The organism is Streptomyces sp. NPDC048361, from assembly GCF_040651795.1.
In the GTDB taxonomy this organism is placed as follows: Bacteria; Actinomycetota; Actinomycetes; order Streptomycetales; family Streptomycetaceae; genus Streptomyces.
Genome location: NZ_JBEZKW010000050.1, coordinates 1 through 23,554, shown reverse-complemented (window position 1 = coordinate 23,554; position 23,554 = coordinate 1). Strand labels below are relative to the sequence as shown.

Sequence of the window (23,554 nt, the reverse complement as noted above, 5' to 3'; positions counted from 1 at the left end):
TCTCGCGGATCGCCCCATCGCACTCACCCTCGGGACTCACCCGCAGGACTGACCCTCGGAACTCCCCCTCGGACCCCACCGAACTTTCCCACTGAACTCCCCCACCGAACTCCCCGCAGAAGAGGACACCGTGACCCCACCACCGCGTATCCGATCCCGCCGACGTCGCCTGCTCGCGCCGCTGGCCGCCGGCGCTCTGACCGTCGGCGTTCTCGCCGCCCTGCCCGCGGCCACGGCGCACGCCGCAGGGAGCGTCGTCAAGGTGACCGGCACCCAGGGCAACTGGCAGCTGTCCGTGGACGGGCAGCCGTACCAGGTCAAGGGCCTGACCTGGGGGCCCTCCGTCGCCGATGCCGACAAGTACATGCCCGATCTTCAGTCGATGGGCGTCAACACCATCCGCACCTGGGGCACCGACGCCTCCAGCAAGCCGCTCTTCGACTCGGCCGCGGCCCACGGCATCAAGGTCATCGCCGGATTCTGGCTCCAGCCCGGAGGCGGCCCCGGGGCGGGCGGCTGTGTCAACTACCTCACCGACACGACGTACAAGAACCAGGTGCTCGACGAGTTCCCCAAGTGGGTGCAGACCTACAAGGACAACCCCGGCGTCCTGATGTGGGACGTGGGCAACGAGTCGGTGCTCGGCCTGCAGAACTGCTACAGCGGCGACGAGCTGGAGCGGCAGCGCGACGCGTACACCACGCTCGTCAACGACATCACCAAGAAGATCCACAGCATCGACCCGAACCATCCGGTCACCTCGACCGACGCCTGGGTCGGCGCCTGGCCCTACTACAAGAAGAACGCCCCCGACCTGGACCTGTACGCGGTCAACTCCTACAACGCCGTCTGTGACGTCAAGTCGGCCTGGCAGCAGGGTGGTTACACCAAGCCCTACATCATCACGGAGACCGGGCCCGCCGGGGAGTGGGAGGTGCCCGACGACGCCAACGGGGTGCCCCAGGAGCCCTCCGACCAGGCCAAGGCCGACGGTTACACCAAGGCGTGGGGCTGCGTCACGGGGCACAAGGGGGTGGCGCTGGGCGCGACGATGTTCCACTACGGCACGGAGTACGACTTCGGTGGCATCTGGTTCAACCTGCTGCCCGCCGGCCAGAAGCGGCTGTCGTACTACGCGGTGAAGCGGGCCTATGGCAAGGACACCTCGCACGACAACACCCCGCCCGTCATCTCCGCCCTGGACGTCGAGGGCGGCACCGCGAGCGTGCAGGCCGGCCGTGACACGGTCCTGGACGTACGGGCCACCGACCCCAATGGTGATCCGATCACCTACGAGGTGCTCGACAACAGCAACTACCTCGACGGAAGCAAGCAGTTGGTGTCCCTGCCGTTCACCAACCTGGGTGGCGGCCGGCTGAAGTTCACCGCGCCCGACCGGACGGGCGCCTGGAAGGTCTACGTCAAGGCGACCGACGGGCACGGCAACGTGGGCGTGGAGACCCGCTCGATCAAGGTCGTTCCGCCGGTGGTGAACGGGACGGACATCGCCCGCGGCAAGCCCGCCACCGCCTCCTCCTTCCAGGCGAGTTACGGCGACTGCCCGTGCACGGCGGCGAACGCGGTGGACGGCAACCCCACCACCCGCTGGGCGAGCGACTGGAGCGACCCGCAGTGGCTCCAGGTCGACCTCGGCACCCGGATGTCGTTCCGGCATGTGCAACTGGTGTGGGAGGCCTCCTACGCGAAGGCGTACACCATCCAGACCTCGGACGACGGCCAGAACTGGCGGACGGTGAGCACGGTGAGTAACGGCGACGGCGGTGTGGACGACTTCGACGCCAGCGGTACGGGTCGTTACGTACGGGTCAACGGGACGGCGCGCGGCACCGGTTACGGCTACTCGCTGTACTCGTTCGGCGTTTACAACTGACGGGCCATCAGGAATTCGATGCAGGGTGAAAGCCCAGGGGCGGGGATGAACGGGGTGGCGATGAACGGAGCCGGGATGAGCGGGGCAGGGATGAGCGACGACGAGCTCGACCGGTTGCTGGACAAGCTCACGCTGCGGGCCAAGGTCGCGCTGCTGACCGGGGCCGACACGTGGAGCACCGCGGCGGAGCCTGCGGTCGAGCTGCGGTCGTGGGTGATGTCGGACGGGCCGGCCGGTGTGCGCGGGCCGTCGTGGGACGAGCGGCACACCGCCGTCCTGCTGCCGTCGGCCACGGCGCTCGCCGCCACCTGGGACGAGCCGCTGGTCGAGCGGCTCGGCGCCCTCCTCGCCCTGGAGGCGCGGCGCAAGGGCGTGCATGTGGTCCTCGCGCCCAACCTCAACCTGCATCGCAGTCCGCTGGGCGGCCGGCATTTCGAGTGCTTCTCGGAGGACCCGGAACTGACCGGCCGCATCGGTGCCGCCCTGGTGCGCGGCATCCAGGCGCACGGGGTGGCGGCCACGGCCAAGCACTTCGTGGCCAACGACTCCGAGACCGACCGGCTCAGCGTCGACGTACGGGTCGGCGAGCGCGCCCTGCGTGAGGTGTATCTAGCACCGTTCGAGGCGGCCGTGGCGGCGGGTGCCCGGTTCGTCATGGCCGGCTACAACTCGGTCAACGGGACGACTGCCACGGCGAGTCCGCTGCTTGACGGAGTCCTGCGGGGCGAATGGGGCTTCGACGGCGTCGTCGTCTCCGACTGGGGGGCAGTGCGCGCGACACGGCCGGCCGCACGTGGCGGCCTGGACCTGGTGATGCCGGGTCCGGAGGGGGTGTGGGGCGAGGCGCTGGTGCGTGCGGTCGAGGCGGGGGAGGTCGCCCCGGAGGCCGTGGACGAGAAGGTACGTCATCTGCTGCGACAGTCGCACTGGCTCGGCGCGCTGGGCCCGCCCCGCCCCCGCGCGCGGGCGGGCCTGCGCCCGGGGCGGACGCGGGCGCTGCTGCGCCGTGCCGTCGCCGCGGGCACCGTCCTGCTCGCCAACGGGGGCGTCCTGCCGCTGGACCCCGACGGACTGGTGAGCGTCGCGGTCATCGGCGCGCACGCCGTGCGGACCCGCACGCAGGGCGGTGGCAGCGCCGGGGTGTTCCCGCATACCGAGGTCGGATTCCTGGACGGCATCCAGGCCCGGCTGCGCGGCCGTGCGAAGGTCGTGCACGTTCCCGGCCCCGCGCCGGCCGGGCCGCCGCCCCCGCTGGACGGCACGTGGTGCACCGCCCCGGACTCCGCGTTTCCCGGCATCGTGCTGCGCGTCCTCGACGCCGGAGGGCGCGAGCTTCATCGCGAACTGCGCTCCAGCGCTCGGCAGTTGGAGCCGCCGGTGCCGCCGGGTGCACACACTGTGGAGATCAGTGCCCGGCTGCATCCGCCCGAGACGGGCCGGTGGACGCTGGGCATCGCCGGGTTCGGCCGCATGAGCCTGCGGCTGGACGGCAGGGACGTCCTGGCCGGCGACTTCCCCCAGGAGACCGACGATCCGGCCCTCGTCCACGTCACCCCTCCGCTGCACACGGCCGGGGTGCATCTGGCGGCGGGCAGCACTCCGGTGCTCGTCGCGCGCCGCGAGCTGGCGCCGGGTTCCGGGCGCGCGGTCGTGGTGAGCGCCGCGCCGCCCGCCCCGGAGGCGGTGGCGGCCGTCGCCGCGGCCGGCCGGGCCGCGGGCCGGGCGGATGTGGCGGTCGTGGTCGTCGGCACGACGGAGTACGACGAGTGCGAGGGCCGCGACCGCACCAGCCTGACGCTCGGGCCCGAACAGGACGCCCTGGTACGGGAGGTGGCCGCGGCCAACGCCCGCACGGTAGTCGTCGTCAACAGCGGCGGACCGGTGGAGATGCCCTGGCGGAACGAGGTGGGGGCAGTGCTGTTGTCCTGGTTCCCGGGGCAGGAGGGCGGCACGGCGCTGGCCGACGTGCTGTTCGGCCGCGCGGAGCCCGGCGGGCGCCTTCCCACCACATGGCCCGCGGTGCTGACGGACGCCCCCGTCACCGACCTGCGCCCCGTCGACGGGCGGCTCACCTACACCGAGGGCGTCCACGTCGGGCACCGCGGCTGGCTCCGGTCGGCACGGACGCCGGCCTACTGGTTCGGACACGGGCTTGGCTATACGACGTGGTCGTACGAGGAGTTGACGGGGCCGGACGAGGTGCGCGCGGGTGACGCCTTCACCGTGCGCGTGCGGGTGCGCAACACCGGTACGCGTACGGGCCGTGAGGTCGTCCAGGTGTATCTGGCCCGGCCCGGCGCCGCGGTGGAGCACCCCGAGCGGTGGTTCGCGGGGCATGCCGCGGTGTGTGCCCGCCCGGGGGAAACGGTGACGGCACGGGTGGAGGTGCCCGCCCGGCTGCTGCGGCACTGGGACGAGGAAGGCGGAGAGTGGCGTGTGGAGTCGGGGCCGTGCCGGGTGCTTGCGGGCCGTTCGGCGGGGGATGTGCCGCTGTGGCGCGACCTGGAGGTGCGGGGGAATGACTGAGCAGGTCACCCTCGCTGCGACGCGGCGTGCGAGGAGGGAGAAGCGCGCTGGGGAGAGCGCTCTATACGGTGTCCCCGGGGTGCCGTTAGGGTGCGGGCATGAGCAGGCAGGCCCCCACGCTGGAGGATGTCGCCCGCGAGGCCGGCGTCTCCCGCGCGACTGTTTCCCGTGTCGTGAACGGCGTCCGCAACGTGGACCCGGCGATCCAGGAGATGGTGCAGCGCGCGATCGACCGGACGGGCTACGCGCCCAACCGGGCCGCACGGTCGCTGGTGACTCGGCGCGCCGAGACCATCGCGCTGGTGGTCTCCGGTGCGGGCAGCGGGCCGGACGAGAGCCAGGAGGCGTTCGCCGCGCGGGTCTTCGCCGACCCCTTCTTCGGCCGGGTGGTCGCCGGTGTGGTGGGCTTTCTGCGCCCGCGCTCGATGCACCCGGTGCTGATGTTCGCCGAGTCGGCGGACGACCGCCACGAGGTGCTCACTTACCTTCGCCAGGGCCGCGCCGACGGCGCGCTCGTCGTCTCCACCCATGCCGACGATCCCCTGCCCACGCTGCTGGCCGCTGCGAAGCTGCCGGCCGTACTGTTCGCCCGCCCGCCGCGGCCCGTTCCGCTGAGCTATGTGGATCTGGACCACCGCGACGGCGGGCGGCTCGCGGCGGAACGGCTCCTGGCGCGCGGCTGCCGCCGGCCCGCCACCGTGGCGGGGCCGCTCGCCGTGGCCGCGAGCCAGGAGCGGCTCGCGGGCTTCCGTGACACCATGGCCCGCAACGGCCATCCCTATGTGCCGGTCGCCGAGGGCGGTTTCACTCTGGACAGCGGGGTCTCCGCCATGGCGCGGCTGCTCGACGAACTCCCCGATGTGGACGGCGTGTTCGCGGCGAACGACCTCATGGCCCAGGGTGCCTGCCAGTTGCTGCGCGAGCGGGGGCGGCGGGTGCCCGACGACATCGCGGTGATCGGCTTCGACGACTCCGCCATCGCCATGACGTGCCGTCCTCCGCTGACGACGGTGCGGCAGCCGGTGGAGGCGATGGCGGCGGAGATGGCGCGGCTGCTCGACGAGCACATCCGGGGGGAGCGGGTCGATCCCACGTCCGTGGTCTTCGACCCCGAACTGGTCGTACGGGCCACGGCTTAGCGGGGTTCCCGCACCCCCGACCCCCTCTGGGGCGAAGCCCCAGCCGCTGTGCTTTCGGGTGCGGACCGTGCGGGGCCGGCCGCGCAGTTTCCCGCGCCCCTGGCGGTGCTCGTGCCGGGTGGGATGAACACCCTCACCCCGTCCGGCTGTTCGGTGCCCGGCCGACGAGTTCGTTGGATGAGACACCCTGCTTTACCTCTTGACGCCTCACTCACGACGCCGCTTAACTCACGTCTTAAATTAAGCCCTATGGGCCTTCAGGAGTCGAACGCAGCGTCGGCTCCCCAAGGGGCCCACGGCTTTCGACTCCCGGAAAGGGACCACCAGGCCATGCGCACCATCAGAGCCGCGGCCGCAGGCGCCGCCACCCTCTCTCTCGCCCTCGCGGCCACGGCCTGCGGCGGCGGTTCGTCCACCGGCGGCGGGTCCAACGACTCGCCCAAGACGCTCACTTACTGGGCCTCCAACCAGGGCGCAAGCATCTCGGTCGACGAGAAGGTCCTGAAGCCCGAGCTCGACAAGTTCGAGAAGCAGTCGGGCATCAAGGTGAAGCTGGAGGTCGTGCCCTGGTCGGATCTGCTGAACCGGATCCTGACCGCGACCACGTCGGGCCAGGGCCCGGACGTGATGAACATCGGCAACACCTGGAGCGCCTCGCTCCAGGCGACCGGCGCCCTACTGCCGTGGGACGCCGCGAACTTCGCCAAGATCGGCGGCAAGGACCGCTTCGTCGACTCGGCGCTCGGCTCGACCGGCGCCCAGGGCAAGGACCCGGCCGCGGTGCCGCTGTACTCGATGTCGTACGCGCTCTACTACAACAAGCAGGTCTTCGCCGACGCCGGCATAGCCAAGCCGCCCACCACCTGGGACGAACTCGTCGCCGACGGGAAGAAGATCGAGGCCAAGGGCGAGAACGGGCTCGGCGCCGAGGGGTCGAACCTGTCCAACAACATCCACCAGGTCTTCGTCCTCGCCAAGCAGCACGGCGCGGACTTCTTCACCGCGGACGGCAAGCCCAGCTTCACCAGCGATGGCACGGTCGCGGCGGTCAAGCAGTACGTCGACCTGATGGCGAAGGACAAGATCGTCGGCGTGAGCAACGCCGAGTACGCGCAGAACCAGTCGCTCAGCGACTTCGCCAAGGGCAAGACCGGCATGGTGCTCTGGCAGACCGCGTCGGCCACCTTCAAGTCGCTCGGCATGAAGGACTCCGAGTGGGGCGTGGCCGCCGCACCTGTACAGTCCGGGGCGCCGGGGGCCGGTGCGCAGACCAACTCCATGGTGGCCGGCATCAACATGGCGGTTTTCAAGAACACCCACAACCTCGACGGCGCGGCCCAATTCGTGAAGTTCATGACGAGCGACGCCGAGCAGAAGATCCTCAACACCGCGTACGGCTCCATCCCGCCGGTCAAGACCGCCCAGTCGGACCCGGCGTTCAACGCCCAGGGCACGGCGGTGCTCCGTCAGACCCTCGCCTCCAGCGCGCAGGCGCTGCCCCAGGTGCCCGACGAGTCGCAGTTCGAGACGGCCGTCGGCACCGCGGTCAAGGACCTGTTCGCCGAGGCGGCGGCCGGCCGCGCGGTGACCACCGACTCGGTGAAGGCCCGGCTGCGGAAGGCCGAGCAGCAGATGCCCGCGAAGTGAGCCCGGACACCGTCATGACGACCACAGCCCCCGAAGCCGGCACCCGCGCGGCGCCCGAGAACTCCCCCGGGGCGGCGCGCGGCCCGCGCCGCCCCGGGCGGATCCGGCGCATCGCACTGCCGTATCTGCTCCTGCTGCCCGCTCTGCTCCTCGAACTCCTCGTCCACCTGGTGCCGATGGTCATCGGTATCGCCATGAGCTTCAAGGAGCTCACCCAGTTCTACATCCGCGACTGGGGCACCGCCCCCTGGTCCGGCCTCGGCAACTACAAGCTGTCGATGGACTTCAACGGGCCGGTCGGCGAGGCACTGCTGCACTCGTTCCTCGTCACCGTCTCCTTCACCCTGCTCTCCGTCGGCCTGTGCTGGCTGATCGGTACCGCCGCCGCCGTCTACATGCAGGACACCTTTCGCGGCCGGGGCCTGCTGCGGGCGATCTTCCTCGTGCCGTACGCGCTGCCGGTGTACGCGGCCGTCATCACCTGGGCGTTCATGTTCCAGCACGACAACGGCCTGGTGAACCACGTCCTGCACGACCAGCTGCACCTCACCGACAAGCCGTCGTTCTGGCTGCTCGGCGACAACAGCTTCTACGCCCTGCTGACCGTATCGGTGTGGAAGGGCTGGCCGTTCGCGTTCCTCATCGTGATGGCCGGACTCCAGAACATCCCGCGGGAGCTGTACGAGGCGGCGGCCCTGGACGGCGCGGGACTGTGGCAGCAGATCCGCCGCATCACCCTGCCGTCGCTGCGCCCGGTCAACCAGGTGCTCGTCCTGGTCCTCTTCCTGTGGACGTTCAACGACTTCAACACGCCGTACGTCCTGTTCGGCAAGTCCGCTCCGGAGGCCGCCGACCTCATCTCCATCCACATCTACCAGGCGTCGTTCGTCACCTGGAACTTCGGCACCGGCTCCGCGATGAGCGTCCTGCTGCTGCTCTTCCTGCTGGTCGTGACGGGTGTCTATCTGCTGGTGACCTCCCGAGGAAGGAAGACGGCCGATGCCTAGCACCGTCGCGGCGCCGCGGGCGCACCACCGCACTCCCCCGTCGCCGATGGCACCGCCGCGCTCGTTCCTGTGGTCACGGCGGATCTTCCTCACCCTGATCACCGGCTTCGTCCTGCTGCCCGTGTACGTCATGGTGTCCAGCTCCCTCAAGCCCCTCCAGGACGTGTCGGGCAAGTTCCGCTGGCTGCCGAGCAGCCTCACGATCCGCCCGTACATCGACATCTGGTCGACCGTGCCGCTGGCGCACTACTTCATGAACTCGCTGGTCGTGGCGGGCACCGCGACGGTCTGCTCGGTCGCCATCGCGGTCTTCGCGGCGTACGCCGTCAGCCGCTACTCCTTCCGCGGCAAGCGGGTCTTCACGGTCACCGTGCTGTCCACGCAGATGTTCCCGGGCATCCTCTTCCTGCTGCCCCTGTTCCTGCTGTATGTCAACATCGGGAACGCCACCGGCATCGCGCTGTTCGGCTCGCGCGGCGGGCTGATCCTGACGTATCTCACCTTCTCGCTGCCGTTCTCCATCTGGATGCTGATCGGGTACTTCGACTCGGTGCCGCGCGATCTGGACGAGGCGGCGCTCGTGGACGGCTGCGGTCCGCTCGGCGCGCTGTTCCGGGTGGTGGTGCCGGCCGCCATCCCCGGCATCGTCGCGGTCGCCGTCTACGCCTTCATGACCGCATGGGGCGAGGTGCTCTTCGCGTCCGTCATGACCAATGACGCCACCCGCACCCTCGCCGTGGGTCTCCAGGGCTACTCCACCCTCAACGACGTGTACTGGAACCAGATCATGGCCGCCTCACTCGTCGTCAGCGTGCCCGTGGTCGCCGGATTCCTGCTGCTTCAGCGCTACCTCGTCACCGGTCTCACGGCGGGCGCCGTCAAGTGACCGTCAACTCCCGTACCGTGAAAGGGACTTCCGTGTCCGCACCGATCGACTTCGCCGCACTTCCGCACGACTTCCTGTGGGGCACGGCCACCTCGGCGTACCAGATCGAGGGGGCCGTCGACGAGGACGGCCGCACCCCGTCCATCTGGGACACCTTCTCGCACACCCCCGGGAAGACCGACAACGACGACCACGGGGACGTCGCCTGCGACCACTACCACCGCTGGCCGCAGGACGTGGAGCTGATGCGTCAACTGGGCGTGGATGCCTACCGGTTGTCGATCGCCTGGCCGCGCGTCATGCCCGGCGGCGACGGCCCGGTCAACCCGAAGGGCCTCGACTTCTACGACCGGCTGATCGACGGTCTGCTCGCCGCGGGCATCACCCCTTCCGTGACGCTGTACCACTGGGACCTGCCGCAGACCTTGCAGGACCGCGGTGGCTGGCCCGAGCGCGCGACCGCCGAGCACTTCGCCGCGTACGCCTCGGCCGTGGCCGAGCGCCTCGGCGACCGGGTCGCGCACTGGGCCACCCTCAACGAACCCCTCTGCTCGGCCTGGATCGGCCACCTGGAGGGCCGCATGGCGCCAGGGCTGACCGATCTGACCGCAGCGGTCCGCTCCTCCTACCACCTGCTTCTGGCGCACGGCCTGGCGGTCCAGGCCGTCCGCGCGGCGGCCCCGGGCGCCCAGATCGGCATCGTCAACAACCTCTCCCCCGTCCACGCGGCCTCCGACCGGCCCGAGGACCTGGCCGCAGCCCTCCGGGTGGACGGCCACACCAACCGCTGGTGGCTCGACCCCGTCCACGGCCGCGGCTTCCCCGCCGACATGCGCGAGGTGTACGACGTCGAACTCCCCGAGCGCACCGGCGACTTGGCGACGATCGCCGCGCCTCTGGACTGGCTCGGACTGAACTACTACTTCCCCGCGTACGTCACCGACGACCCCAACGGCCCCGCGCCGTACGCCCGTTCGGTGCGCCGCGACGGCGTGCCGCGCACCGGCATGGACTGGGAGATCGACGCGAGCGGCATCGAGAGCCTGCTGCTCCGCCTCACCGACGAGTACGGCGCCCGGAAGATCTACGTCACCGAGAACGGCTCCGCCTACCCCGACTCGGTTCGTGCCGACGGTTCCGTCGACGACCCCGAGCGGCAGGACTATCTGGAGCGCCACCTCGCCGCCTGCGCCTCCGCCGCCCGCAAGGGTGCCCCGCTCGCCGGCTACTTCGCGTGGTCCCTGCTCGACAACTTCGAGTGGGCGTACGGCTATGACAAGCGCTTCGGTCTCGTCCACGTCGACTATGCCACCCAGGCCCGCACCATCAAGGGCAGCGGACACCGGTACGCGGAGCTCATCCGCACACATCGCGAACGGGCCGGCCGGGCCGCTTGAGCCTGCGCTTTCGCGGGGCGCGGCGGCGGGCGGGTGGCGCGTCTGCCCACCGCGCGGGCCCATCCGGGCGTGGCGCACGCCCGGCCGGGACCGGACGCGGTCGCGCCAGGAGCGGAGCGACGAGGTCCGCGAGTACGTCCAGTGATCCACCCTGGGACACCTCAACAGACGTACAGGGCAAGGAACTTGACGGCCCGGGCCGAACTGCTGCCCTAACCGGCCCGGCCCCCGACGACGCCTGGGGCGTGGGGCTCAGCGCGCGAGGGAGCCGTCGTACGCCAGCGGGGCGCGGTCCGACCCGGCGCGGCGTCGGATGTGCTGGTCCCGGTGGGCTCCGAGTTCATGGATCTGGACCCGCAGGAGCAGGTCACCGACGTCGGCGCGATTCGCCTCGGCCTCTCGGCGCAGCCCCGCGCACACGGAACAGTCCTGATCACTGAGCACTTGGTCTCCCCTTCGTCCGCCAACACGTCCCCGCAGTACGCCGGTTGCCCGGCGTGCGGCCTCTGACGCGCGCCCCCGCGTACATTCCCCCGAAAGGGGGTCGAGCCGGTCCGGAGGATCCCGGGCGGGGCGCCGGTCAGCGGATGTCGTGGTCGGGGTGGGCGCTGTCGTAGGACCGACGGGCGTCGGCGATGCCGGCCCGGTGGTCGAGCGACCAGTCGGCGAGAGCCTTCACGAGGTGGGTCAGGCTCGTGCCGGTCTCGGTGAGCCGGTAGTCGACCTGGGCCGGCACGGTCGGGTACACGGTGCGAAGAACCAGGCCGTCCCGCTCAAGGCGGCGCACCGTGAGGGTCAGCATGCGTTGCGAGATCCCGTGGACGGCGCGCTGAAGCTCTCGGAACCGCAGCGCACCGCCCGCGAGTTCGACGATGACGAGAACCGACCACTTGTCGCCGATCCGGTCGAGGACGTCCCGGATTCCGCAGTCGGGATGGTCCGGCTGTCCGCACGGTTCGAGGCCGGCGGCGGTTACCCCGGTGTGCGTCACTGACATGAGACTGCCTCCTTGTGAGCCGACAGCGGCCGGTTGAAGATCCTTACCGTAGTTACCGAAGAGAACCACGGCAGGGGAAAGAACCGCAATGATCATGGTGACCGGCGCTCAGGGACAGCTCGCCTCCCTCGCACTCCAGGAACTGGCCGAGCGCAAAGTGCCTGCCCTGGGCGGAAGTCGCACACCGGCGACCGGACAGCGCCACCTCGACTTCGAGGACCCCGAGAGCCTGGACCTCACCGGTGTTGCGACGCTGGTCCTCGTCTCGGCCGGCTACGCCGAGGACGATCGCGTCGTCGCGCGTCACCGCGCCGTTCTCGACGCCGCGGTACGCGACGGTGTGCGCCACGTGGTCTATACGAGCCTGACCGGCGGCGGCGACCACCTCGGCTTCGCGCTCGCCCATCGGGCCACGGAGCGGATGATCAAAGCAAGTGGACTGGGCTGGACGCTCCTGCGCAACGGGCTGTACGCCGAGCTGTTCGGGGCTCTCCTGACCTGGAGCGCCGACGGGTCCGCCGACACCCTGGAATCGCCGTTCGGCGACGGGGCCCTTTCCGCGGTGGCGCGGGCGGACCTGGCGGCGGCCGCGGCTGTCGTCGCCGGCGACCCGACCGCGCACGCCGGCCGGACCTACGAGCTGGTCGGCGAGCCGATCACCGCCACCGATGTCGCCGAACGCCTCGGCGTCGCGCACCACACGATCTCGCTCGGCGCCTACCGGGCCCGGCTCCTCGCCGACGACTCCCTGCTGCCGTTCCAGCCGCCGATGCTCACCTCGATCGCGACCGGTGTTCGCCACGGCTACCTCGGTGACACCGGCCCCGGCCTCGTCCGGCTACTCGGCAGGCCTCTCACCGACCCGCTCACCGTCGCGTCGGACACCGCGGCCGCGATACGTCCCGTCCTGCGCCGGTGCGGCTGAAGCGGACGGCTCCGCGGCGAGGGCGAGGGGGCCGGGGACCTCGAAGGATCCGGGCCCCGGGCGCCAGTCACGCCACTGTTCCCACCACCGCTCACCGTTCTCGATCAGCTCCACGACCTCGGCGGCCGCCGCTCGCACGGCTTCCGCCTCGTCCGGCCCGAAGCCGCCGGAGCGTACCCGGTCCTCGAAGTGGTCGACGTCCTTCCAAATGTAGGAGGAGCCGTCGGGGGTGATCACGAGGTCGAGTTCCTGGTCGAGCGTGTCGAAGCCGTCGGCCGTACGGCGCAGGGGTGCCTGGAAGTTGACGTACCAGTCCTGGAGTTCACCGCCCGAGAACCGGGCCCACACGGAGTACCCGTCGCCGGCCCGTTGCAACTGGAGCACGCCGTCCGACTGCCAGGTGTGCTCGAAGTGGACCCAGGGGTGGAGGCCCCACCTGAACGTGCCGCCGCCGAAGGTGATCGGTGTGCCCGTCGCGAGATAGGCGGCGAGCAGCACCCCGTCGTCGGCGACGACACGCAGGGGATAGACCATCCACTCGCGTCCGTCGAGGATTTCTCTTCTGGCGATGACGTCACCGCGGCGAAAACGTGGCTCCATGCCGAACCACCCTAGGCGCTGTGCCCCGCCCGGCCGAAAAGGGGGGGCCGCATTGCAGCCTGCGCACCTACGCATCCGAATGCGCCGCCCAGCCAGGCGTGTTCAGGAACCTCCGGCCGAGTCCCGCAGCAATTCCGGTACGAAGTCCGCGCCGCGGTACGGGGCCGGATATCTCAGATGGGCAAGCCGGGCCTGCTCCTGACGCATGTGCATGAAGGACTCCAGGATGTATCCGACCATCAGCACAAGAACCGCGATGATCATGATCGCGGCCGCGAGCACGGCCGTCGGAAGACGCGGCACGGCGCCCGTCCGGACAAATTCGGTGACCAGCGGAAGGCCCAGGATCAGGGAGACCAGGGTCAGCAACGCGGCGATGGCGGCGTGGAATTGTGAGGGACGCTGGCGGCGGGCGAGGCCGAGGATGAGTTTCAGAATGCGCCAGCCGTCGCGATAGGTGCGCAGTTTGCTGACGCTTCCGGCCGGGCGGTCCTTGAAGTCGACCTCCATCTCAGCGGTGGGAAGACGCAGACTGAGTGCGTGAACCGTCATCTCGGTCTCGGTCTCGAACTCCCTGGACAGGGCGGGGAAGGACTTGACGTAGCGGCGCGAGAAAACGCGATAGCCGCTGAGCATGTCGCTCACGTCGTTGCCGAACAGGGAGCGCACCGTGCCGGTGAGCAGCCGGTTGCCGACCGCGTGACCGGCCCGGTAGGCGGTCTCGACGATCTCCCGGCGGGCGCCGACCACTTGGTCGTAGGGGCCTTCGAAGAGCAGGTCCACCATCTCGCGTGCGCGTGAGGCGTCGTAGGTGTCGTCCCCGTCGATGATGAGCAGCGCGTCGGCCTCGATGTCGGCGAAGGCTCGGCGGATCACATTGCCCTTTCCCTTGCGCGGCTCGTGCCGCACGAGGGCGCCGGCCTTCAGGGCCTCGGCGACGGTATTGTCCGTGGACGCATTGTCATATACGAAGATGACCGCCTCGGGAAGGGTGGCCCGAAGGTCGCCGACGACCTTTCCGATCGCGGCTTCCTCGTTGTAACAGGGAATGACACACACAATCGCCGGATGCATCAGGGGACCCTCATTATGTGAAAAAATCCAGTGGTTCGGGGCGCTGAGTGACCAGATGGTACCTCAGCTTGTTCATTGAGCTTCCTTACCTTTACGTTCTAGTCATGCTGCAACTCACGGATTTGAGGCGAGTCGTATCCGAATGGGTGCGGAAGATCTGGCGAGAGGTCGCGGCCTTTGGTGTCGTCGGCGCGGTCGCATTCGTGGTGGAGACGGCGAGTTTCAATCTGCTGATCGTCGGCTCGTCCTCCGCCGGCGGCGGCATCATGCGGACGACACCCGTTCTCGCTTCCGTGGTGGCCACCCTGCTCGCGATGGTGGTGAGTTGGTTCGGCAATCGCCATTGGACCTATCGGACCCGGCGCGGCGCCGTCGACCGTCGCGAGGTCGCGTGGTTCGTTGCCGTCAACCTCGCGGGCATGGCGGTGACCGCCGTTCCCGTGTTCGTCTCGCGTGAACTCCGCGGTCTCGGCTCGCCGTTGAGCGACAACGCGGCCCGGCTCATCGGCTGGGCGGCCGCTACGGTGCTCCGTTTCGTCGCCTACCGCACCCTGGTCTTCACACCCGCCGGAAAGGACCCCACCCCCGTGCCCGCAACCGTCAGCAGATGGACCCAGGACCTGGAGGGCGCCTGGCGCCGCGGGACGCTCTGGCCGTGGTGCCTCGGCGCCATCGCCGCGCTCTGCGCTCTGGCGGTCACCACCGTCTTCCACCCGGGGTATCTGAGCCAGGACAGTAGCGACCAGCTGCAACAGGCCCTGGGCCAACGGCCGGTGACCGACTGGCATCCGCCGGTGATGGCATTGCTGTGGCGGATCCTCATCCACACGACCGGCGCCATTTCGGCCATGGCGGCGCTGCAGAGCGCCGTCCTGTGGGCATCGCTCTGGGTCCTCGCCCGGCTGGTGTGGAGGAGGACCGGCAGCCGCGGGCTCTCCCTGGTGATGCTCGCGGTCGGGCTCACGCCGCAGATCCTGACCTTCACCGGCGTGGTGTGGAAGGACGTCCACATGGCGTACGCCCTGCTCGCGGCGGTCGCCGTGGCGCTCACCGCGCGTGAACTGCCGCCCGGCCGGACCAGGCCGCGCTGGGCGCTGCTCGTCCTGGGGGTGCTGTTCCTCGCCTACGCCGTCCTGGTTCGCAAGAACGGCCTGCCCGCCGTGGTCCCCGTCTTCGTTCTCCTGGTGCTCGCGGTATGGGCCGCCCCGGGCCGCCGGCGCTGGCTGGCCGCCTCGGGGATCCTTCTCGTGACCACGGCGGTGTGCAGCATCGGCGTGTCGCAGGCCACCGACCCGGTGGCGACCCGCCAGTACGCGCAGATCCCGCTGGACGACCTCACCCATGTGCTGACCCCGGCGGAGATCGGCCCCGCGGCCGAGCAGGCCGGCGCGAGCGCCGACTTCCGGAGCCGCCTGGTCACCGCGGCGGCCGTCTGCGCGAGGCGGCGGATCCCGGCCGACGTGTACTTCAACTGTTACCCGCGGGACCCGTCGCGCGGCGTCACCGAACTCGGCCAGAACGCCGACGTTCTGACCCACATGTGGACCCAGCAGATGCCGGGGCACTGGAAGGGCTACATCGCGTACCGGGCTCGCGTGTTCTCGAAGCTGCTGTTCCAGGGCAACCTGCCGTTCTACGACGGCTCCGCGACCAAGCTGGACGCCCTGAAGAGCGCGCCGGTCAACCAGTCCCTGAAGTTCACCCTGCGCAACTATGTGACGGGCTTCGTGCACGACGTGCCGATGCTCTTCCAGGGCTGGTTCTGGTTCGCCCTCTCCCTGGTGTTCGCGCTCCGCCGCCGCTGGGCCGGCCCCTACTCCCGGGAACTCCGTCTGCTCGGGGCCAGTTCGGCCCTGTACATCCTCGCCTACCTGCCCACGGCGCCGCAGTCCAACTTCCGTTACGTGTACTGGCCCGCGCTCGCCGGGACCGTGGGCGTGGCGGCGGTGCTGATCGGCCACCTGGCGCGCCGCCGCGCCGAGGCCGGCCGGGCCGCCGGGCCCGTCGACGCCCACACCGAGCCGGCGCCGGCCCCGCCCGAGCACCTCGCCACGTCCGCGCCGGTTCTGTCGAGCGACACGGACGACTCGGGTCCGCATGAGGACGTCACCGTGGCCGGCTGACCCCTCACACACCCTCACCCCCAGCCGCCACGCCCTCGCACACGCCGCCCCCAGCCACCGCGACATCCACCCCGAAGGCAATGGGAAGGTCAAGCATTCCCCATCCGGGTCAAGATTGGCGCCCGTACCGTACTTATCGGACGCCTACGGAATAGTCGCCTGGGGAAACGGGTTTATCCCGCACGTACCCCCCAGCGGGTGCCGCCGCCGACCACTCGACGCCTCCGGAGGCCCCGCAATGTCCCAGCCGACACCTCACCAGCAGGCCGCGTCACGCGGCACCCGCGGTGTCGTCCCCGTACTCGCCTTCGCCGGCATCACGGTCGCCGTGATGCAGACGCTGCTCGTTCCGGTCATCAAGGACCTGCCGGTCCTGCTCAGCACCTCGCCCGCGAACGCCACCTGGGTCATGACCTCGACCCTGCTCGCCGGCGCCGTCGCCACCCCGATCATGGGCCGGCTCGGCGACCTGTACGGCAAGCGCCGCATGCTCCTGGCCAGCCTCGCCATCATGGTGGTCGGCTCGCTCGTCGCCGGCTTCACCAGCCAGCTCCTCGTGATGATCGGCGGCCGCGCCCTTCAGGGCTTCGCCATGGGCGCCATTCCGCTCGGCATCGGCCTGATGCGCGACCAGCTGCCGCGCGAGAAGCTCGGCTCGGCGATGGCGCTGATGAGTTCCTCCATAGGCGTCGGCGGCGGGCTCGCGCTTCCGCTCGCCGCCCTGGTCGCCCAGCACACCGACTGGCACGCGCTGTTCTTCGGCTCGGCCGGCCTCGGCGTGGTGGCCATCGCGCTCACCCTCGTCTTCGTACCGGAGAGCGAGGTCAAGGCGGCCGGGACCTTCGACGTGCTGGGGGCCATCGGCCTCTCCGCAGGCCTGGTCCTGCTGCTGCTCCCCATCACCAAGGGCAGCGACTGGGGCTGGGGCTCCACCACCACGCTCGGCCTGCTCGGCGCGGCCGTCGTCGTCCTCGTCCTGTGGGGCGTGATGGAGCTGCGGCTCAAGGCGCCGCTGGTGAACCTGCGCACCAGCGCCCGGCGTGAGGTCCTGCTCACCAACCTCGCCTCGACGATGGTCGGCGTCGCCTTCTACGCCATCTCGCTCGTCCTGCCCCAGCTGCTCCAGCTCCCCTCGGCCACCGGTTACGGCCTCGGCCAGTCGATGGTCGTCGCCGGCCTGTGCGTGGCGCCGCTCGGCCTGACGATGATGCTGACCGCGCCGCTCTACGCCCGCCTCTCGGCCAAGTACGGCCCGAAGACGACCCTCATCCTCGGCATGCTGATCATCGCCATCGGGTACGGGGCGGGCCTCGGCCTGATGAGCGCGGCCTGGCAGACCATCGTCATCTCGGTGATCGTCGGCGCGGGTATCGGCCTCGCCTACTCCTCGCTTCCGGCGCTGATCATCGGCGCGGTCGATCCGTCCGAGACGGGCGCGGCCAACGGCCTCAACACGCTGATGCGCTCCATCGGCACATCGGTGTCCAGCGCCGTCATCGGCATGGTGCTCGCCAACACGTCGCAGAACTTCGGCTCGGTCGCGCTGCCCACCATGCACGGCTTCCGCGTCTCGTTCCTGATCGCCACGGGCGCCGTCGCCGGCGGTCTGCTGCTCGCCGCGTTCCTGCCCAAGGGCCGTCCGGCCGCCCTGCCGCAGTTGCGGGCCAGCAGCGAGGAGGACGCGGTCCTGGAGCGGGTCACCGAGGCGCTCGCCGCCTTTCACGGACAGGTCGTCGGCGCGTCCGGCGCGCCGGTCGCCCGTGCCAAGGTCACCCTCATCGACCGCCACGGCCGCCAGGCCGGCTCCGCCCACACCGACGAGAGCGGACGCTACGCGGTGCCGGTCCCCCAGGGTGGCCCGTACGTCCTGGCCGCGAACGCCGCGGGCCACGCGCCGCTGGCGTCGGCGGCCACCCACCACGGCGGTGACGGCGCGGTGACCGTGGACCTGATGCTGCCGGTCCCGGTCCAGTAGCGAGGCCGCGCGACAACGCCGCCGCCCCTCAACTCCCGTACGAAACGGCGGAGTTGAGGGGCGGCGGCGTCATGTCACCGCTGGGGCGAGGCGCTCGGCGAGGACGAGGCCGGGGTGTGGCAGACGCCGCCCTCGACCATCTTCAGGTGGCCGGCCACGATCGGCCGTGCCTCCTTGGCGGCGGCCTTGATCTGACTGTCGGTGCCGGACTTCAGCTCCTTGTCGATCAGTGCGAGCGCCTGCTGATGCCCACTGCTCTGGACCTTCAGCCAGGCGACGTCGTACGCCTTGGTCCCGTTCATGGGCTTCAGCGCGGACAGGCTCTTCTGCTGGGCCGCGGTCGCCTCCTTCGGCAGCGTGATGCTCTTGCTCTTGGCAAGGTCGGCGCCCTTGCTGTCCAGCGTGGTGTGATCACGCACGATGATGTCGGCGACCTGCTTCACACAGGCACCGTTGGCATGGGTACGCGCGTCCTTGCCCGCGGCGATCTCGGCCAGGTTGGACTGGTGGATCGCCTTCAGGAACACCACGTCCGTGGTGTCGGAAGGGCTGGCAGAGGGGCTGGCGGCGCCGAAAGCGGGCGCGGCGCCGGTGAGGGCCAGCGCGGTGACGGCGGCGGCGGTTGCGCAGGTGTGGGTGAATCGCATGGGGACCTCCACGTGTCCGTGGACCTGATGAGGGCCACGTAGGCGTTCGGACGGCGCGTGGGGGTGTCCGTCCGGACTTTGCTCAACGCGGATCATCGTAGGTCGGCGCACGGGCGCCCGCCCGTCCAGATCACTCAGCGTGACGGACGCGGCGGGCGCCGGGCGGGGCCGCGGGGCGGAACGGGGGCCGCCGATGGGTCAAGAGGCCGGATACGGGGCCGCCTTGAGGCGCCGCGCCAGGTGGCTCGCGTTCGCGGCGAGGGTGGCGGTGGTGCTCGCCGTGGTCTTGGGGGTGCTCGCGAGGTCACGGTAGTCGGTGCCCTGCATGGCTTCGCCGACCCAGTAGGTGACCGCGCCGGGTGCCAGCGTGAAACCGATGTCGTTGAGTCCCTGGAAGATGTCGGCGCTGACCTTGTGTGCTCCGTCCTCGTTGCCCACCACGCACACCGCGGCGACCTTGCCGTAGACGAGCGGCCGGCCCTGGTCGTCGGTCTCCGAGATCTCCGCGTCGAGGCGCTCCATGACCTTCTGGGCGACGCTGGAGGGGTGGCCCAGCCAGATCGGTGTGGAGATCACGAGGATGTCCGCGCCGAGGATGCTGTCGCGGATCTCGGGCCACGCGTCGCCGTTGCCCATGTCGGTCTCCACGCCCGGCTTCACGTCGTGGTCCACGACGCGGATGACCTTGCCGGTGACGCCGTGCTCGGCGAGCGACTTCATCGTCTGCTCGGCCAGCAGCTGGGAGCTGGACTCGGCCGGGGAGGGGGACAAGGTGCACACGAGCGCGACGGCGCTCAGCGGGACATTGGCGGAGGCATCGGCGTGCGTCTGATTCGTATCCATGCCTCCCTACTGCCCCGCCGCACGTCGCCCTATCACCCCGGAACAAATCGGACTCCCTTTGCGGGGTGGGCCGCCACCCACCGGACGGAGCCGTCCGACCGGCCGGGCGTGCTCAGGCCCGGCGCGCGGCGCCCTGGCCGGGTTTGGTGGGCGGCCACCATTCGATGAGGAGCATGGTGGCGTCGTCGCGCAGGTCGCTGTCCTCGGTATCGAGGATGGCGTGGATGAGGCGGCGCAACGACTCGGCGGCCAGTTCCCCGGAGGCGATGGCCAAGATGATGGAATCCGTGAAGCGGTCCATGCCGAACTCGCCGCCCCCGGACGTACGGGCCTCCGTGACGCCGTCGGTGTAGAGCAGGACGCGGTCGCCGGGCTCCAGCGCCACCTCGTGGACGGCACGCGGGTCGTCGCTGAACCTGGCGGGCAGGCCCATGGGCGGCTGCGGGACACGTTCGAGCGCGCCGGCCACGACGCGGCCGTCGCGGATCAGGACGGGCGGCGGATGGCCGCAGTTGCACCAGCTGAACAGCCCCGAAGAGAGGTCGAGTTGGGTGAGGATGCCGGTGCAGTACTTGTCTGGCAGCCACTGGGCGAGCGCCTGGTCGATGGTCTCGACGAGTTCGAGAAGGCCTGCCCCGGCCCGTCGTGCGTTGCGGCAGCCTGCGAGGGCGACCGAAGTGGTCAGGCCCGAGGCGAGGTCGTGGCCCATGGCGTCGAGGATCGCCGCGTGCAGCGTGGACTGGGTGAGGGAGTGGTCGAAGGCGTCCCCGCCGATCTCGTACGCCGGCTCAAGGACGGCGGTGGAGACGACGTGCGCGTTGCCGATGGTGCGCGGCGGGAGGAAGGCGCGGAGCATCTCGGCGGGCAGTTGCATGCGCTCGGTCCGCGCCTTGCGGGCGAAGCTGTCGCTGTAGGCGCGCTTGGAGGTGATGGCCATCGCAACGATCCCGGTCAGCATGCGGCAGCGGCGCAGGCGTACGGCGTCCACGGAGCGGGTCCGTACGCCGAGCACACCGAGGCGTTCGGCCCCGTCCACCACGGGGAGCCAGAGGCACAGGACGCCGGTCTCCACGTCCTCGATGCGCAGGGAGACGGTCCGGTAGCACCAGCCGGCGACGGAGGCGTCGATGTCCAGGGTCGCCAGCCCCTCGGTGAGCGGGACCAGTCGGCGTTGCTGAAGGTCAGTCAGATAGATGACGACCTCGCCGAGGCCGAACGCCTCGGCGCATCGGTTGACCAGGACAGGGAGGTCCATCGGGGTCGCGCTGTGTGCCTGGGCGAGCAGATCCTCCAGCAGCCGCTCACCGCAGCCGGAGTCCCACGTGTCCTCCGAGGTCATCGCCGACCACCTCCTTTGTGAGGCAGTCTCACATCCCGCACAGGGTCCCGCCCGCTGTGTTCGGCCGGTCATCCCGCACAGGGTCCCGCCCCTTGTGTTCGGCCGGTCGCGAGCGCACGGAGCGGGGCGGCCTCCCTGGGCCGCCCCGCTCCGTGTGACGTGGGTGGTGTCAGCTGTTCTCGGCCTGGAACATCCAGGCGTGCTTCTCCAGCTCGGCCGTCAGCGCGATCAGCAGGTCCTGGCTGACCGGGTCGGGCTCGTCGGTCGCCGCGATACGCTCCCGCATCCGCTCCACGACCTTGCCGAGCGCCACGACCAGGATCTCCACCGCATCGGAGTCCTTGATCCAGCCCTCCGGCACCGTACGCACCGCGCTGTCCCCGGCCACCGTCGCCGCACGCCCGTCCGGGTTCACGCCCAGCGCCGCGGCACGCTCCGCCACCGTGTCCGAATACTGCCGGGCCGTCGTCACCACATCGTCCAGCTGAAGATGCACCGACCGAAAACGCGGACCGACCACGTTCCAGTGCACCTGCTTGGCCGCGAGCGACAGATCGACCAGATCGACCAGCGCGCCCTGAAGGGCCGAACCGACGACCTTCAGCTGTGCATCGGACAGCGAACTCTTCACGACAGACACTGCTTCACTCCCATTCGGTTTCCAGATAGGACGAGACGGGTTTACGGGAGGGGACCGCCGTAGTACCGGCCGATGATGTCGCGGTACGTGGGGTCGTCGAGGTGGGTGGCCGGTTCGAACTCCGGCGAGTCCTTGACCTGCTCCCGGGTGAGCGCGACGTGGATCCTGTTGTCGTCCGGGTCGAGGCGGGTGACGGTGCCGGCGGGCAGCAGGACACGCTTGCCGAAGATCCACGGCCCGGTGTCCACCACGAGGTGCGCCGAGCCCACCTCGTCGGAGTGGGTGTCGACCTTGCCGATCGACCCGTCGGCCGCCTCCACCTTCCAGCCGCGCAGATCCACCCCGGCGAGATGGCCGCTGGTGTCCTTGAAACCCCAGAGATCGAGATCGCTGTTCATGTGCGGGACGTCCCTTCCGTTCGTTGTCGCGGCGGGCTTCAGCCGCGTCGTCGGACCGTGCGCGGTGGGCAGTGTGAACGCCGTCCGTGCCGGAACCGCATTGGCGCGCGCTCCCCACGTGCGCCTGCGGTCAGCGCCTGAAGGCCTCGTTGGCCTTCTCCTTCTCCTCGCGGGTCTCACCCTTGACCTGGTCGATGCGGCCCTCGGCGGTGAGCCGCTCGTTGCCGGTCATACGGCCGAGCGCTTCCTTGGCCTTGCCCTTGGCCTGCTCGGTCTTCGCCTTGGCTTTCTTGTCGGCAGACATATGTGATGCGCCTCCACCGTGGATCCCGTGGATCCCTATGGATCGATTACGTAGGGGCCGAGCGCGTCGACCACGTATACGTAGGGGCCGAGTGCGTCGACATCCATACGCCTGGCCGCTCCGGACGATTTCAAACGGGACGAGCCGGGTCCGTACGGATCAGCCGGGCACGGGCCGGTGCGGGCCGGACACTGATGGATGGCGCACGGATCAGCCGGGCACGGGCCGGTGCGGTCGGACGGCAAGGGGCTACGGATCAGCCGGCGGTGAGGATCTCGGTGAGGAACGCGTCCACGTCGACCTGTTCCCGGCCGGGCGGGACGATCTCGTACGTCTTCTCCAGGAAATGGCGCACGGCGGGTTCCCACGCGGAGAAGACCGCGCACCCCCAGGCGCCGTCGAGCCCGCAGCCCGCGAGCTCGATACGTGCCTCGCGGCGTCCGTCGACGGTCCGGGGGGCCACCCGGACGTCTCCGTCGCCCATCGCTCGGTGCAGCCCCTGCGCCAGCAGGTCCCGCTCGATCGTCCACACGACGGCGATGTCTTCCTGCAGCTCGAAGCGGAGGCCGACCGCGAACGGGTCGTCGGCCTCGTAGGTGAGCTGGGTGACCACCGGGACGCGCTCCGCCCCACCGGCCTCCAAGTTCATGAACACGGTCTCGCGCAGGGAATCCAAGGATCGCCTCCAGCATCGGCTCGGGCAGGCGTCGTCCGTCGGGAGTGCAGCGAGCGGCGGCGGGACCCCGGCCCGCATCGGGGTCCCGCCGCATGTGCCGCGGGCGGTCGAAAGCCGCCGGCGCGTCAGGCGCGTACGGTGTCGGTCTCTGTCATGCCGGCGCGGAGCTTGGTGAGGATGCGCGACAGCAGGCGTGAGACCTGCATCTGGGAGACGCCGAGCTCCGCTCCGATCTCGGACTGCGTCATTTCGAGGCCGAACCGCATGCTCACGATGGAGCGCTCGCGCTCGCTCAGGTCCCCCATCAGGGGTGCGAGGGACTGGAGGTTCTCGACCTTCTCCATGCCCGGGTCGTCCTCGCCGAGGAAGTCGACGAGCGTGCGGCTCCGGTTTCCGGCGGCGCCGCCCGCGTCCTCGGTGTCCGCGGACATGTCGAGCGAGCCGGCGGTGTAGCCGTTGGAGGCGACGAGGCCCTCGACGATCTCTTCCTCGTCCATGTCGAGGTGCGCGGCGAGTTCCC

At 70.2% G+C, this 23,554-nt stretch carries 22 protein-coding genes; 10 read left to right on the top strand and 12 right to left on the bottom strand.

Annotation, left to right across the window (positions count from 1 at the left end):
- Positions 1-130 precede the first annotated feature (130 nt).
- The 7 genes from AB0D31_RS25580 (at position 131) to AB0D31_RS25550 (ending at position 10,493) form a co-directional block, all read left to right on the top strand.
- Positions 131-1,891 carry a discoidin domain-containing protein gene (locus AB0D31_RS25580; protein ID WP_362727346.1) on the top strand — a complete coding sequence of 587 codons (1,761 nt, stop codon included), beginning with the start codon at positions 131-133 and terminating at the stop codon, positions 1,889-1,891.
- A gap of 90 nt (positions 1,892-1,981) precedes the next feature.
- The gene (locus AB0D31_RS25575; RefSeq protein ID WP_362727345.1) at positions 1,982-4,417 is read left to right on the top strand and encodes a glycoside hydrolase family 3 C-terminal domain-containing protein; all 2,436 of its coding nucleotides are present in this window, start codon (positions 1,982-1,984) and stop codon (positions 4,415-4,417) included.
- A gap of 98 nt (positions 4,418-4,515) precedes the next feature.
- Positions 4,516-5,556, top strand: coding sequence for a LacI family DNA-binding transcriptional regulator (locus tag AB0D31_RS25570; protein ID WP_362727343.1), 1,041 nt, complete (start codon positions 4,516-4,518; stop codon positions 5,554-5,556).
- Positions 5,557-5,886: 330 nt separating this feature from the next.
- Entirely contained in the window at positions 5,887-7,203 is a 1,317-nt protein-coding gene (locus AB0D31_RS25565) for a sugar ABC transporter substrate-binding protein (protein WP_362727341.1), read from the top strand.
- 14 nt (positions 7,204-7,217) lie between these two features.
- Positions 7,218-8,210 (top strand): sugar ABC transporter permease, encoded by a 993-nt coding sequence (locus AB0D31_RS25560; RefSeq protein ID WP_362727339.1) that lies wholly within the window; start codon positions 7,218-7,220, stop codon positions 8,208-8,210.
- Positions 8,203-9,096, top strand: coding sequence for a carbohydrate ABC transporter permease (locus AB0D31_RS25555; protein ID WP_362727337.1), 894 nt, complete (start codon positions 8,203-8,205; stop codon positions 9,094-9,096). Before AB0D31_RS25560 ends, AB0D31_RS25555 begins: the two co-directional genes overlap by 8 nt.
- 32 nt (positions 9,097-9,128) lie before the next feature.
- Entirely contained in the window at positions 9,129-10,493 is a 1,365-nt protein-coding gene (locus AB0D31_RS25550) for a GH1 family beta-glucosidase (protein ID WP_362727335.1), read from the top strand.
- 252 nt (positions 10,494-10,745) lie between these two features.
- Here the strand turns inward: AB0D31_RS25550 and AB0D31_RS25545 are convergent, their stop codons facing one another.
- Both AB0D31_RS25545 and AB0D31_RS25540 read right to left on the bottom strand, forming a co-directional pair.
- Complete coding sequence (locus AB0D31_RS25545) at positions 10,746-10,937, bottom strand: hypothetical protein (protein WP_362727333.1); 192 nt, start codon at positions 10,935-10,937, stop codon at positions 10,746-10,748.
- A gap of 136 nt (positions 10,938-11,073) precedes the next feature.
- Entirely contained in the window at positions 11,074-11,490 is a 417-nt protein-coding gene (locus AB0D31_RS25540; RefSeq protein ID WP_362727331.1) for a helix-turn-helix domain-containing protein, read from the bottom strand.
- A gap of 88 nt (positions 11,491-11,578) precedes the next feature.
- Here AB0D31_RS25540 and AB0D31_RS25535 point away from each other — a divergent pair, with 88 nt between their 5' ends.
- Positions 11,579-12,415, top strand: a complete 837-nt coding sequence (locus AB0D31_RS25535; RefSeq protein ID WP_362727329.1) for an NAD(P)H-binding protein — start codon at positions 11,579-11,581, stop codon at positions 12,413-12,415.
- Here the strand turns inward: AB0D31_RS25535 and AB0D31_RS25530 are convergent.
- Complete coding sequence (locus AB0D31_RS25530) at positions 12,329-13,015, bottom strand: DUF402 domain-containing protein (protein WP_362727327.1); 687 nt, start codon at positions 13,013-13,015, stop codon at positions 12,329-12,331. The two genes, AB0D31_RS25535 and AB0D31_RS25530, sit on opposite strands and share 87 nt — an antisense overlap.
- 102 nt (positions 13,016-13,117) lie before the next feature.
- Positions 13,118-14,089 carry a glycosyltransferase family 2 protein gene (locus AB0D31_RS25525; RefSeq protein ID WP_362727325.1) on the bottom strand — a complete coding sequence of 324 codons (972 nt, stop codon included), beginning with the start codon at positions 14,087-14,089 and terminating at the stop codon, positions 13,118-13,120.
- Positions 14,090-14,193: 104 nt separating this feature from the next.
- Here AB0D31_RS25525 and AB0D31_RS25520 point away from each other — a divergent pair, with 104 nt between their 5' ends.
- Together AB0D31_RS25520 and AB0D31_RS25515 are read left to right on the top strand one after the other, a co-directional pair.
- Entirely contained in the window at positions 14,194-16,212 is a 2,019-nt protein-coding gene (locus AB0D31_RS25520) for a GtrA family protein (protein ID WP_362727324.1), read from the top strand.
- 238 nt (positions 16,213-16,450) lie between these two features.
- Complete coding sequence (locus AB0D31_RS25515) at positions 16,451-18,187, top strand: MFS transporter (protein ID WP_362727322.1); 1,737 nt, start codon at positions 16,451-16,453, stop codon at positions 18,185-18,187.
- A 74-nt stretch (positions 18,188-18,261) separates the two neighbouring features.
- Here the strand turns inward: AB0D31_RS25515 and AB0D31_RS25510 are convergent, their stop codons facing one another.
- The 8 genes from AB0D31_RS25510 to AB0D31_RS25475 form a co-directional block, all read right to left on the bottom strand.
- On the bottom strand, positions 18,262-18,834 hold the full coding sequence (locus tag AB0D31_RS25510; protein ID WP_362727320.1) for a DUF4142 domain-containing protein: 573 nt from the start codon (positions 18,832-18,834) through the stop codon (positions 18,262-18,264).
- Positions 18,835-19,032: 198 nt separating this feature from the next.
- Complete coding sequence (locus tag AB0D31_RS25505) at positions 19,033-19,677, bottom strand: NAD(P)H-dependent oxidoreductase (RefSeq protein ID WP_362727318.1); 645 nt, start codon at positions 19,675-19,677, stop codon at positions 19,033-19,035.
- Between the two features lie 112 nt (positions 19,678-19,789).
- Complete coding sequence (locus AB0D31_RS25500; protein WP_362727316.1) at positions 19,790-21,016, bottom strand: PP2C family protein-serine/threonine phosphatase; 1,227 nt, start codon at positions 21,014-21,016, stop codon at positions 19,790-19,792.
- 169 nt (positions 21,017-21,185) lie between these two features.
- A complete protein-coding gene (locus AB0D31_RS25495; RefSeq protein WP_362727315.1) occupies positions 21,186-21,656 on the bottom strand; it encodes a DNA starvation/stationary phase protection protein in 471 nt (156 codons plus the stop codon).
- A 41-nt stretch (positions 21,657-21,697) separates the two neighbouring features.
- Positions 21,698-22,054, bottom strand: a complete 357-nt coding sequence (locus tag AB0D31_RS25490; protein ID WP_362727313.1) for a PRC-barrel domain containing protein — start codon at positions 22,052-22,054, stop codon at positions 21,698-21,700.
- Positions 22,055-22,184: 130 nt separating this feature from the next.
- Entirely contained in the window at positions 22,185-22,358 is a 174-nt protein-coding gene (locus AB0D31_RS25485) for a CsbD family protein (RefSeq protein ID WP_267057888.1), read from the bottom strand.
- A gap of 256 nt (positions 22,359-22,614) precedes the next feature.
- Positions 22,615-23,034 carry an SsgA family sporulation/cell division regulator gene (locus AB0D31_RS25480; RefSeq protein WP_362727311.1) on the bottom strand — a complete coding sequence of 140 codons (420 nt, stop codon included), beginning with the start codon at positions 23,032-23,034 and terminating at the stop codon, positions 22,615-22,617.
- Positions 23,035-23,159: 125 nt separating this feature from the next.
- Positions 23,160-23,554: sigma-70 family RNA polymerase sigma factor (locus AB0D31_RS25475; RefSeq protein ID WP_362727309.1), on the bottom strand; the 395-nt coding region annotated here is incomplete at its 5' end.